This window comes from Streptomyces sp. NPDC052107 (genome assembly GCF_040680215.1).
Taxonomy (GTDB): Bacteria; Actinomycetota; Actinomycetes; order Streptomycetales; family Streptomycetaceae; genus Streptomyces.
The window spans coordinates 129,819-141,966 of the sequence record NZ_JBFAWG010000005.1 but is presented as its reverse complement, the minus strand read 5'-3'; the positions used below and the strand labels follow the sequence as shown (position 1 = coordinate 141,966).

At 70.5% G+C, this 12,148-nt stretch carries 10 protein-coding genes and 1 pseudogene; 10 read left to right on the top strand and 1 reads right to left on the bottom strand.

The genetic code is table 11. The annotated features are described in order from the left end of the window. The first annotated feature begins 78 nt into the window (after positions 1-78). The 3 genes and pseudogenes from AB0M27_RS07500 to AB0M27_RS07490 all read left to right on the top strand — a co-directional run bounded on the left by AB0M27_RS07500 (position 79) and on the right by AB0M27_RS07490 (position 2,148). Positions 79-1,479 (top strand): glycoside hydrolase family 16 protein, encoded by a 1,401-nt coding sequence (locus AB0M27_RS07500; RefSeq protein ID WP_365718932.1) that lies wholly within the window; start codon positions 79-81, stop codon positions 1,477-1,479. 244 nt (positions 1,480-1,723) lie between these two features. Then, positions 1,724-1,852: pseudogene (locus AB0M27_RS07495) on the top strand (NADP-dependent oxidoreductase); the annotation flags it as partial. Between the two features lie 122 nt (positions 1,853-1,974). Next, entirely contained in the window at positions 1,975-2,148 is a 174-nt protein-coding gene (locus tag AB0M27_RS07490; protein ID WP_365718930.1) for a hypothetical protein, read from the top strand. 5 nt (positions 2,149-2,153) lie between these two features. Here AB0M27_RS07490 and AB0M27_RS07485 read toward each other — a convergent pair whose 3' ends face one another. After that, the gene (locus tag AB0M27_RS07485) at positions 2,154-3,059 is read right to left on the bottom strand and encodes an AraC family transcriptional regulator (protein ID WP_365718928.1); all 906 of its coding nucleotides are present in this window, start codon (positions 3,057-3,059) and stop codon (positions 2,154-2,156) included. Between the two features lie 146 nt (positions 3,060-3,205). Here AB0M27_RS07485 and tkt point away from each other — a divergent pair, with 146 nt between their 5' ends. The 7 genes from tkt to AB0M27_RS07450 are packed head-to-tail and all read left to right on the top strand — an operon-like array spanning position 3,206 to position 12,121. Continuing rightward, positions 3,206-5,281 (top strand): transketolase, encoded by a 2,076-nt coding sequence (gene tkt, locus AB0M27_RS07480; RefSeq protein WP_365718926.1) that lies wholly within the window; start codon positions 3,206-3,208, stop codon positions 5,279-5,281. 30 nt (positions 5,282-5,311) lie between these two features. After that, complete coding sequence (gene tal / locus AB0M27_RS07475) at positions 5,312-6,457, top strand: transaldolase (protein WP_365718924.1); 1,146 nt, start codon at positions 5,312-5,314, stop codon at positions 6,455-6,457. Beyond that, positions 6,454-8,061 (top strand): glucose-6-phosphate dehydrogenase, encoded by a 1,608-nt coding sequence (zwf, locus tag AB0M27_RS07470; RefSeq protein ID WP_365718921.1) that lies wholly within the window; start codon positions 6,454-6,456, stop codon positions 8,059-8,061. Before tal ends, zwf begins: the two co-directional genes overlap by 4 nt. Continuing rightward, the gene (opcA, locus tag AB0M27_RS07465; protein WP_365718919.1) at positions 8,058-8,984 is read left to right on the top strand and encodes a glucose-6-phosphate dehydrogenase assembly protein OpcA; all 927 of its coding nucleotides are present in this window, start codon (positions 8,058-8,060) and stop codon (positions 8,982-8,984) included. Before zwf ends, opcA begins: the two co-directional genes overlap by 4 nt. Before the next feature lies 1 nt (position 8,985). After that, on the top strand, positions 8,986-10,647 hold the full coding sequence (gene pgi / locus AB0M27_RS07460) for a glucose-6-phosphate isomerase (protein WP_365718917.1): 1,662 nt from the start codon (positions 8,986-8,988) through the stop codon (positions 10,645-10,647). A 1-nt stretch (position 10,648) separates the two neighbouring features. Continuing rightward, a complete protein-coding gene (gene gnd / locus AB0M27_RS07455) occupies positions 10,649-11,527 on the top strand; it encodes a phosphogluconate dehydrogenase (NAD(+)-dependent, decarboxylating) (RefSeq protein WP_365718915.1) in 879 nt (292 codons plus the stop codon). A 6-nt stretch (positions 11,528-11,533) separates the two neighbouring features. Continuing rightward, on the top strand, positions 11,534-12,121 hold the full coding sequence (locus tag AB0M27_RS07450; RefSeq protein WP_365718912.1) for a histidine phosphatase family protein: 588 nt from the start codon (positions 11,534-11,536) through the stop codon (positions 12,119-12,121). Positions 12,122-12,148 lie beyond the last annotated feature (27 nt).

The following is a 12,148-nucleotide window of genomic DNA, read 5'->3' as shown; positions in this document are numbered from 1 at the left end:
GAGAGCGCTCTCAGGCTCAGCGTGGGAGCGCTCTCACAACGCCCCCGCACACTCCCCGTACCTACCGAGAGGCCTCCCATGAGCGAATCCTCCGGCATACCCAGACCCCGCCCCCTGCGGCGCGCGCTGGTCGCCGCCGTCGCCACGCTCGGCCTGGCGGTGGCCGTCGCCACGGCCGCCACCGCACCCGCCGACGCCACCGCCCCCACCCCTCCCTCGGGCTGGACCCAGGTCTTCCTGGACGACTTCAACGGTGCGGCGGGCTCCGGCGTCAACACATCCAACTGGCAGTACGACACCGGGACTTCGTACCCGGGCGGGGCCGCCAACTGGGGCACCGGCGAGGTCGAGACGATGACCTCCAGCACGAACAACGTGGCCCTGGACGGCAGCGGCGACCTGCTCATCACCCCGCGCCGCGACGCCTCGGGCAACTGGGCCTCCGGCCGGATCGAGACCACCCGGACCGACTTCCAGCCCCCGGCCGGCGGCAAGCTGCGCGTGGAGGCCCGCGTCCAGATGCCCAACGTGACCGGGAACGCGGCCGCCGGCTACTGGCCCGCCTTCTGGATGCTGGGCGCGCCCTACCGCGGCAACTACCAGAACTGGCCGAGCGTCGGCGAGCTGGACGTGATGGAGAACGTCCAGGGCCTGAACAAGACATGGGCCACCATGCACTGCGGCACCAACCCGGGCGGTCCCTGCAACGAGACCACGGGCCTCGGCAACTCGACGGCGTGCCCCAACACCACCTGCCAGTCGGGCTTCCACACCTACTCCATGGAGTGGGACCGCTCGGTGAGCCCGGAGGCGATCCGCTTCTACGTCGACGGCGTCAACTACCAGACCGTCACGGCGAACCAGATGGACGCGACCACCTGGGCCAACGCCACGAACCACGGCTTCTTCGTCATCCTGAACGTGGCGATGGGCGGCGGCTTCCCCGGGGCCTTCGGCGGCGGCCCGACCGGCGCCACGGAGCCGGGCCACCCGATGGTCGTCGACTACGTACAGGTCCTGCAGTCCTCGGGCAGCGGCGGCGGCACCACTCCCCCGCCGCCCGGCAACCGCGACGCCTACAGCGCCGTCCAGGCCGAGTCCTACGACAGCCAGTCCGGCATCAGCACCGAGACCACCACGGACACCGGCGGCGGCCAGGACATCGGCTGGATCGCGAACGGCGACTGGGCGCAGTACAAGGGCGTGAACTTCGGCTCCACGGCGGCCACCCAGTTCTACGCCCGGGTGGCGAGCGGCGCGGCAGACGGCGTCAGCGGACTGGTCGAGGTACGCCTGGACAGCCGGAGCAACGCCCCCATCGGCAGCTTCGCCGTCGGCAACACCGGGGGCTGGCAGTCCTGGCGGACGATCCCGGCCAACATCGGCTCGGTCACTGGCACCCACGACGTGTATCTGACCTTCAGCAGCGGCCAGCCGTCCGACTACGTCAACGTCAACTGGTTCGACTTCGGCCACTGATCACCCGGCGCCGGGGGTTGACCTTCCTGTACGGTCAGCCCCTGGCGTCGCCGCCGTGACGACCACAACACATGCCTCCCGTAAGGGGCTTCAGGCCTGCCTTGCCGCCCACCCGACGCAGGCCCTGCCGGCCCCCGGTGACATCGAGATCACCGAGGCCCCCGTCCCGGAGGCCGGGGTGTTCCGGCGGGAGGACAGGGACACCTCTGCCGGCCCGTCCCCGCATCTCGGCTCCGGTCCCGTGGCGTACGTAGGACTCATGGAGGTGGCCCGACCGCGGCCGGGCGACACGGTGTTCGTCTCCGGCGCCGCGGCCGGGGCGACAGGCTCTCTCCCCGGGCAGACCGCCCGGTTGAAGGGCGCGGGACGGGTGGCTGCGCGACGGCTCGATCGTCCACGACGAGACGGTGATCGACATTCTCGAGCGCGCGCCGGAGGCGCCGACGCACCTGGTACGGGACCGGTACACCGGGAAGACCGTGGTACGCCTGGGCGTTGAGGACGATCGTGATGCTGATCGGTGAACTCGCCGCGACGACGGGCACCACCGCCCGTGCCCTCCGGGTTCACCGTGGAGCGCAGGGCGAAGAACTTCAGGAGCGGATCGAGGCGCTGACGTGGATGCGGGACACGCTCATACGCCGGATGCCGCGACTCGCCGCGCGCTGAACCGTTCAGCGCAGTTCCGCGCGGAACGCGACCGGCGTCTGGCCGGTGTGCAGATGGAAGAACTTGGTGAAGTTCGCCGCGTCCGGGAAGCCCACGGCCGCGCCGACGCGGCCGATCGGCAGGTCGGTGTGGGCGAGGAGGCGCTTGGCCTCCAGGACGACGCGTTTGTCGATGAAGCCCTTGGGGGTCTCACCGGTGGCGGCGCGGACGGCGCGGACGAGGGTGCGGCGGGAGTAGCCGAGGGCGTCGGCGTAGGCGCTGACGCTGTGGTTGGTGGCGAAGCCCTGTTCGACGGCGTCCCGGAAGCGGGTGAAGGTGCTGTCCGTCTGCTGCCGGTCGGCCTCGGCGGAGCTGGCCGCGAGGTGCGCGAGGCGCAGCAGGAACGCGGTGAGGGTGTGCCTCAGGACGGCGGTGTGCAGGCTGAGCGGGAGCGTGGCGGTGTCCTCGTACTCGCGCCGCAGCTGGTCGAGGGACGCCTGGAGGGCGGCGAGCCGGTCCGGGCCGGGGTGCAGCAGGGGCGGGAGGTCGTAGCGGTACAGGCCGGTGCCCTCGACGGTGGCGCGCGGCAGGAAGCCGGGCTGCATGGTCAGGACGGTTCCGCGGTACACGGCCTCGCGGGAGAAGCGGTGGACCTGTCCGGGGCGGATCCACAGCAGGTCGCCGGCGTCGGCCTCGTACTCGGCGAAGTCGATCATGTGGCGTACGGGGCCGTCGGTGAACAGCATGATGACGTGGAAGTCGATGCGGTGGACGCGGTGCAGGGGGGCGTCGGCGTGCCACGTGCGGTCGGCCCCCATGGAACCGATCTGCATACCGACGCCGCCGACGGCCAGTTCGGTCGGGAAGGGGAAGGTCTTGATGCCCTCACCGCCCGCGCTCGGCCCCTCGCCTTGGGGCGTTCTGTCAGCCATGTCCTTTTCGAGCCGTCCCTGTCGCGCGATCACTGTCCCAGATTCACCACAGGCTGACACACCTCGACCTTTCCTCCAAAAAGTCAGACTTTTAAGTTTGAACACGTCAGGCCAGCACTCCCGCACTGAACGAGGACTTCTTGAAGATGACCACGCAGACTTCCGATGGCTTCGAGTGGACCGACCTCGACCGGCGTGCCGTGGACACCGCCCGTCTGCTGGCGGCCGATGCGGTGCAGAAGGTGGGGAACGGGCACCCGGGCACGGCGATGAGCCTGGCGCCTGCCGCGTACACGATCTTTCAGAAGGTGATGCGTCACGATCCCGCCGACCCCGAGTGGACCGGCCGGGATCGTTTCGTTCTGTCCCCCGGTCACACCTCGCTGACGCTGTACACGCAGCTGTTCCTGTCCGGGTACGAGCTGGAGCTGGACGACCTGAAGGCGTTCCGCACCCATGGCTCCAAGACCCCGGGCCACCCGGAGTACGGCCACACCGCCGGCGTGGAGACCACCACCGGCCCGCTCGGCCAGGGTGCCGCCAACGCGGTCGGCATGGCGATGGCGGCCCGCTACGAGCGCGGCCTGTTCGACCCCGACGCCCCCGCGGGCACCTCCCCCTTCGACCACACCATCTGGGCGATCGTCTCCGACGGCGACCTGGAGGAGGGCATCTCCGCCGAGGCCTCCTCCCTTGCAGGCCACCAGAAGCTCGGCAACCTGGTCTTCCTCTACGACGACAACCACATCTCCATCGAGGGCGACACCGCGACCGCCTTCTCCGAGGACGTGCTGGGGCGGTACGAGGCCTACGGCTGGCACACCCAGCGCATCGAGCCCACCGCCGACGGCGACATCGACGTCCCCGCCCTGTACGCGGCGCTGACGGCCGCGCAGGCCGAGACCGAGCGGCCCTCGATCATCGCGATGCGCACAATCATCGCCTGGCCCGCCCCGAACGCGCAGAACACCGAGGCCTCCCACGGCTCCGCGCTCGGCGAGGACGAGATCGCCGCCACCAAGCGCGTCCTCGGCTTCGACCCGGAGCGGACCTTCCAGGTCGACGACGACGTCCTGAAGCACACCCGGCGGGCCCTGGACCGGGGTGCCGAGGCGCACGCCGCCTGGGACAAGCGGATCGCCGAGTGGCGCGCCGCGCAGCCGCAGCGCGCCGACCTGTTCGACCGCGTCAGCAAGGGCGAGCTGCCCGAGGGCTGGCAGGACGCGCTGCCGGTGTTCGAGGAGGGCAAGTCGGTGGCGACCCGCGCCGCCTCCGGCAAGGTGCTGCAGGCCCTCGGCCCCGTCATCCCCGAGCTGTGGGGCGGCTCCGCCGACCTCGCCGGCTCCAACAACACCACCATCGACAAGACCAGCTCCTTCCTGCCGGAGGGCAACCCGCTGCCCGAGGCCGACCCATTCGGCCGTACCGTGCACTTCGGCATCCGCGAGTTCTCCATGGCCGCGGAGATGAACGGCATCGCCCTGCACGGCAACACCCGGATCTACGGCGGCACCTTCCTGGTGTTCTCCGACTACATGCGCAACGCCGTCCGTATGTCGGCGCTGATGCAGCTGCCGGTGACGTACGTGTGGACGCACGACTCCATCGGCCTCGGCGAGGACGGCCCCACCCACCAGCCGGTCGAGCACCTGGCCTCGCTGCGGGCGATTCCGGGCCTGAACGTCGTCCGCCCGGCCGACGCCAACGAGACCGCGGTGGCCTGGGCCGAGATCCTGAAGAGGCACGCCGTGAACCCCGCCCCGCACGGGCTCGCGCTCACCCGCCAGGGCGTGCCGGTGTACGCGCCGAACGAGGACGCGGCCAAGGGCGGCTATGTGCTGCGCGAGTCCTCGACGCAGGTCCCGGAGGTGATCATCATCGCGACGGGCTCCGAGGTGCAGCCGGCCGTGGCCGCACGCGAGCAGCTGGAGGCCGAGGGGATCGGCACCCGGGTGGTGTCGATGCCGTCCGTGGAGTGGTTCGAGGAGCAGCCCCGCGAGTACCGCGAGCGGGTGCTGCCGCCGGCCGTGAAGGCTCGGGTCGCCGTCGAGGCCGGGATCGGTCTGACCTGGTACCGGTACGTGGGCGACGCGGGACGCATCGTCTCCCTCGAGCACTTCGGCGCGTCCGCCGACGCCAAGACCCTGTTCGCCGAGTTCGGCTTCACCCCCGAGAACGTCGCCGCGGCGGCCCGCGAGTCGCTCGCCGCCGCGCGCGCCTGACACCGACGCCCGATCCGACCCGAAAGAAGAATGATCACTGTGACCGAAGCAATCGCGACCCCGGGAGCCCTCAAGCGCCTCGCCGACGAGGGCGTGTCGATCTGGCTCGACGACCTGTCGCGCAAGCGGATCACCTCGGGCAGCCTCGCCGAGCTGGTGGCGAGCGGGAGCGCCGTCGGTGTCACGACGAACCCCTCGATCTTCCAGGCCGCCATCGGCTCCGGCGAGGGCTACGAGGAACAGCTGGCCGACCTCGCCGTACGGGGTGTGACCGTGGACGAGGCGGTGCGGATGATGACGACCGCCGACGTCCGCGACGCCGCCGACATCCTGCGGGACGTGTACGACGCCTCCGGCGGCCGCGACGGCCGGGTCTCCATCGAGGTCGACCCGCGCCTGGCGCACGACACGAAGGCGACCGTCGCCGAGGCCAAGCAGCTCTTCTGGCTGGTCGACCGCCCCAACGTGATGATCAAGATCCCGGCGACCAAGGCGGGCCTGCCGGCCATCACCGAGGTCATCGGGCTCGGCATCAGCGTCAACGTCACGCTGATCTTCTCCCTGGAGCGCTACCGCGAGGTCATGGCCGCCTACCTGGCCGGCCTGGAGAAGGCCCGCGAGCGCGGCATCGACCTCGCCACGATCCACTCGGTGGCGTCCTTCTTCGTCTCCCGCGTGGACACCGAGATCGACAAGCGGCTGACCGCCCTCGGCACCGACGAGGCCCTGGCCCTCAAGGGCCGCGCGGCCCTCGCCAACGCCCGGCTCGCCTACGAGGCGTACGAGGAGGTCTTCGCGTCCGGGCGGTGGGTCGTGCTCGCCGGCGACAAGGCCAACAAGCAGCGTCCGCTGTGGGCCTCCACGGGGGTGAAGGACCCGGCCTACAAGGACACCCTGTACGTTGACGAGCTGGTCGCGCCGGGCACGGTCAACACCATGCCGGAGGCCACCCTGAACGCAGTCGCCGACCACGGCGAGATCACCGGCGACACGGTGACCGGCGGCTACGCGCAAGCCCGCGCCGACCTGGCCGCCGTCGAGCGGCTCGGCATCTCCTACGACGCGGTCGTCCAGCAGTTGGAGGACGAGGGCGTCGCCAAGTTCGAGGCGGCCTGGCAGGAGCTGCTGGACGCCGTGACGACGTCCCTGAAGAGCAAGGGAGTTGACGCCCGATGACCGAGAACGCCCCCGCCGCCGAGCCGCCTGCACCCAAGGCGCCCGCACCCGAGGCGGTGCAGGTCCCGGTGGCCCCGGCCGCCGGCTGGGAGAACCCGCTGCGGGACACCCGCGACCGCCGGCTCCCCCGGATCGCCGGCCCGTCCGGGCTGGTCATCTTCGGTGTGACCGGTGACCTGTCCCGCAAGAAGCTGATGCCGGCGGTGTACGACCTCGCCAACCGGGGTCTGCTGCCGCCGGGCTTCTCCCTCGTCGGGTTCGCCCGCCGCGAGTGGGAGGACCAGGACTTCGCGCAGCTCGTGCACGACGCCGTGAAGGAGCACGCCCGCACCCCGTTCCGTGAGGAGGTGTGGCAGCAGCTCGCCGAGGGCATGCGGTTCATCCCCGGTGACTTCGACGACGACACCGCGTTCAAGCAGCTGAAGGACGCCGTGGAGGAGCTGGACGCCTCCCGTGGCACCGGCGGCAACTTCGCGTACTACCTCTCGGTGCCGCCCCGGTTCTTCCCGAAGGTCGTCCAGCAGCTGAAGAAGCACGGCCTGGCCAGTCCGCCGAAGGGTTCCTGGCGGCGCGCGGTCATCGAGAAGCCGTTCGGCCACGACCTGGCCAGCGCCCACGAGCTGAACGCGATCGTGCACGACGTGTTCGAACCGGACCAGGTGTTCCGCATCGACCACTACCTCGGCAAGGAGACCGTCCAGAACATCCTGGCGCTGCGCTTCGCCAACCAGATGTACGAGCCGATCTGGAACCGCAGTTACGTCGACCACGTGCAGATCACCATGGCCGAGGACATCGGCATCGGCGGCCGGGCCGGCTACTACGACGGCATCGGCGCCGCCCGTGACGTCATCCAGAACCACCTGCTGCAGCTGATGGCGCTGACCGCCATGGAGGAGCCCATCGCGTTCGACGCGGAGGCGCTGCTCACCGAGAAGCTGAAGGTGCTGAAGTCGGTGCGGCTGCCGCAGGACCTGGGCAGGCACTCCGTGCTGGCGCAGTACGCGGGCGGCTGGCAGGGCGGCGAGAAGGTCGTCGGCTACCTCCAGGAGGAGGGCATCGACCCGAAGTCGAAGACCGACACCTTCGCCGCGATCAAGCTGGGCATCGACAACCGCCGCTGGGCGGGCGTCCCCTTCTACCTGCGCGCCGGCAAGCGGCTGGGCCGCCGGGTCACCGAGATCGCGGTGGTGTTCAAGCGGGCCCCGCACTCCCCCTTCGACTCCACGGCCACCGAGGAGCTCGGGCAGAACGCGATCGTGATCCGCGTCCAGCCCGACGAGGGCATGACCGTGCGGTTCGGCTCGAAGGTGCCGGGCACCTCGATGGAGATCCGGGACGTGTCGATGGACTTCGCGTACGGCGAGTCGTTCACCGAGTCCAGCCCGGAGGCGTACGAGCGGCTCATCCTGGACGTGCTGCTCGGCGACGCGAATTTGTTCCCCCGTCACCAGGAAGTGGAAGAGTCCTGGAAGATCCTCGACCCGATCGAGGAGTACTGGGCGGCGCACGGGCGGCCGGCGCAGTACGCGTCGGGCAGCTGGGGACCGAGGGAAGCGGACGAGATGCTCGCACGAGACGGACGGAGCTGGCGCAGGCCATGAAGATCGACCTGACCGACACCACGGCAAGCAAGATCAACAAGGCGCTGGTGCAGGGCCGCCGCGCCATCGGCACCCCGGCCGTGGGCATGGTCCTGACGATGGTCATCGTCACGGACGAGGAGAACGCCTACGACGCGATCAAGGCCGCGGAGGACGCCTCGCACGAGCACCCCATGCGGACCCTGGTCGTCATCAAGCGGCACGTCCGCACCCTGCGCGACCGCACCCACTCGCGGCTGGACGCCGAGGTCCGCGTCGGCTCCGAGGCCGGCACCGGCGAGACGGTCGTGCTGCGCACCTACGGCGAGGTGTCCGACCACGCCGACTCGGTCGTGCTGCCGCTGCTGCTGCCGGACGCGCCCGTCGTCGTCTGGTGGCCGGTGGACGCCCCCGACGCCCCGTCCGAGGACCCGCTCGGTGCGCTCGCGCAGCGCCGGATCACCGACCTGTACGCCTTCGAGCGGCCGATGGAGGTCCTGGAGACCCGCGCCCGCAACTACGCCCCCGGCGACACCGACCTCGCCTGGACCCGGCTCACGCTGTGGCGGTCGATGCTGGCCGCCGCCCTGGACCAGGCCCGCGTGCGGATCACGTCGGCGGCCGTCGAGGCCGAGGCGGACAACCCCAGCGCCGAGCTGCTGGCCCGCTGGCTGGAGGCCCGCCTGCAGGTGTCCGTGGAGCGCGTGGTCACCGCCGGACCGGTCGTGACCGCCGTACGGCTGGGCACCCAGAACGGCGAGATCCGCATCGACCGCCCCGAGGGCCCCCTCGCCACGCTGACCCTGCCCGGCCAGCCGCCGCGCACCCTGGCCCTGAAGGTCCGCCCCACCTCCGAACTCATCGCCGAGGAACTGCGCCGCCTCGACGCCGACGAGATGTACGCCGTCGCCCTCAAGGGCGAGGCCGCCAAGGAGAACGCCTGAGATGGCAGAGTCCGAGTTTCCGAAGCTCGTCAACCGGCCCGAGTGGACGGCCCTCGCCGACCACCGCGCCGAGGGGCAGCCGCACCTGCGCGGGCTGTTCGCGGCGGACCCCGGCCGAGCCGAGCGGTATGTCGTACGGGTCGGCGACCTGTACATCGACTACAGCAAGCATCTGATCACCGACGAGACCCTGGCCCTCCTCCAGGAACTCGCCACCGCCACCGGCGTGTTCGCGCTGCGCGACGCCATGTTCCGCGGCGAGAGGATCAACGTCACCGAGCGGCGGGCCGTGCTGCACACCGCGCTGCGCGCCCCGCGCGAGGCGGTGATCGAGGTCGACGGCGAGAACGTCGTCCCGGAAGTGCACGCCGTCCTCGACAAGATGGCCGACTTCGCCGGCAAGGTCCGCTCCGGCGAGTGGACCGGCCACACCGGCAAGCGCATCAGGAACGTCGTCAACATCGGCATCGGCGGCTCCGACCTCGGCCCGGCGATGGCCTACGAGGTGCTCCGCCCGTACACCGCACGGGAGTTGACGTTCCGGTTCGTGTCGAACGTCGACGGCGCCGACCTGCACGAGGCCACCCGCGACCTGGACCCGGCGGAGACCCTGTTCATCGTCGCGTCCAAGACGTTCACCACGATCGAGACGATCACCAACGCGACCTCGGCGCGCTCCTGGCTGCTGAACGCCTTCGACGGCGACGAGAAGTCCGTCGCGCGGCACTTCGTCGCCCTGTCCACGAACGCGCAGAAGGTCACCGAGTTCGGCATCGACCCGGACAACATGTTCGAGTTCTGGGACTGGGTCGGCGGCCGCTACTCGTACGACTCCGCGATCGGCCTGTCCCTGATGATCGCCATCGGCCCGGAGCGGTTCCGGGAGATGCTCGACGGCTTCCGGATCGTCGACGACCACTTCCGCACCGCGCCCGCCGAGGCCAACGCTCCGCTGATCCTGGGCCTGTTGGGCATCTGGTATGGCAACTTCTACGACGCCCAGTCGCACGCGGTGCTGCCGTACAGCCACTACCTGTCGAAGTTCACCGCTTACCTCCAGCAGCTGGACATGGAGTCCAACGGCAAGTCGGTGCAGCGGGACGGCCGGCCGGTGGAGTGGCAGACCGGGCCGGTGGTGTGGGGCACGCCGGGGACCAACGGTCAGCACGCCTACTACCAGTTGATCCACCAGGGCACCAGGCTGATCCCGGCGGACTTCATCGGCTTCGCCCGGCCCGTCGCCGAGCTGAGCGATGAACTCAAGGCCCAGCACGACCTGTTGATGGCCAACTTCTTCGCCCAGACCCAGGCGCTCGCGTTCGGCAAGAGTGCCGAGGAGGTCCGTGCGGAGGGCGTGCCGGAGGAGCAGGTCACGCACCGCACCTTCCGTGGCGACCACCCCACCACCACGATCCTCGCCGGCGAGCTGACCCCGTCCGTGCTCGGCCAGCTGATCGCCCTCTACGAGCACAAGGTGTTCGTGCAGGGCGCGGTGTGGAACATCGACTCCTTCGACCAGTGGGGCGTCGAACTGGGCAAGGTCCTCGCCAAGCGGGTCGAGCCCGCTCTCACCGAGGGCGCGGACGTCCCCGGTCTCGACCCGTCCACCACGGCCCTCGTCGCCGCCTACCGCTCGCTCAAGAACGCTCAGGAAGTGAACTGATATGCAGCTCGGTCTCATCGGTCTCGGCAAGATGGGCGGCAACATGCGCGAGCGGGTCCGCCGCGCCGGCCACACCGTCATCGGCTACGACCGCAACCCCGAGGTCTCCGACGTCAAGTCCCTCGCCGAACTGGTCGAGAAGCTGGACGCGCCCCGCCATGTGTGGGTGATGGTCCCGGCCGGCACCGCCACACAGACCGTGGTCGACGAACTGGGCGACCTGCTGGAGCCCGGCGACACGGTGATCGACGGCGGCAACTCCCGCTGGACGGACGACGAGAAGCATGCCGCCGCCCTCGCCATCAAGGGCATCGGCTTCGTCGACGCCGGTGTCTCCGGCGGTGTGTGGGGCCTGCAGAACGGCTACGCGCTCATGGTCGGCGGCGACAAGGAGAACGTGGACCGGCTGCAGCCGATCTTCGAGGCGCTCAAGCCGGAGGGCCCGTACGGTTACGTGCACGCCGGCCGGGTCGGCGCCGGGCACTTCTCCAAGATGGTCCACAACGGCATCGAGTACGCCATGATGCAGGCCTACGCCGAGGGCTGGGAGCTGCTGGAGAAGGTGCACTCGGTGGAGAACGTCCGCGAGGTGTTCCGCTCCTGGCAGGAGGGCACCGTCATCCGTTCCTGGCTGCTCGACCTCGCGGTCAACGCCCTGGACGAGGACGAACACCTGCAGAAGCTGCGCGGCTACGCGGAGGACTCCGGCGAAGGCCGCTGGACCGTCGAGGCGGCCATCCACAACGCCGTACCGCTGCCCGCGATCACCGCATCCCTGTTCGCCCGGTTCGCCTCCCGACAGGACGACTCGCCGCAGATGAAGATGATCGCGGCGCTGCGCAACCAGTTCGGTGGCCACGCGGTCGAGAAGAAGGACTGATCCGCCGTGGGGGACCTCCTGCTGGTCCGCCACGGTGAGACGGCGTGGAGCCGGTCGGGACAGCACACCAGCTGGACCGACCTGCCCCTGACCGGGCACGGCGAGGAACAGGCCAAGTCCCTCGCCCCGCTCCTCACCGGCCGGACCTACGCCCTGACGCTCGCCAGCCCGCTGGGCCGCGCGCTGCGCACCGCCGAACTGGCGGGCCTCGTCGGGGTCGTACCCGACCCCGACCTGCACGAGTGGGACTACGGCGGCTACGAGGGTGTCACCACGGTCGACATCCACCGCACGCGCCCCGGCTGGGACCTGTGGACCGACGGCGTGCCGTCCGGCCCCGAGGGCCACCCGGGCGAGTCACCACAGGAGGTCGGCGCCCGCGCCGACCGGGTGCTGGCCCGGCTGTCCCCGGCCCTGGCGGAGGGGGACGTGGTCCTCGTCGCCCACGCCCACTTCCTGCGGGTGCTCACCGCCCGCCGGCTGGGTCTGCCGCCTGCCGAGGGCCGGCTGTTCCAGCTGGCCACGGGCACGGTCAGCCGGCTGTCCACCGAGCACGGGCGGCCCGTGATCGCCGAGTGGAACAGGCGGCCGTAACCGCTCCATGTCCGCAAGTCCCTTTGT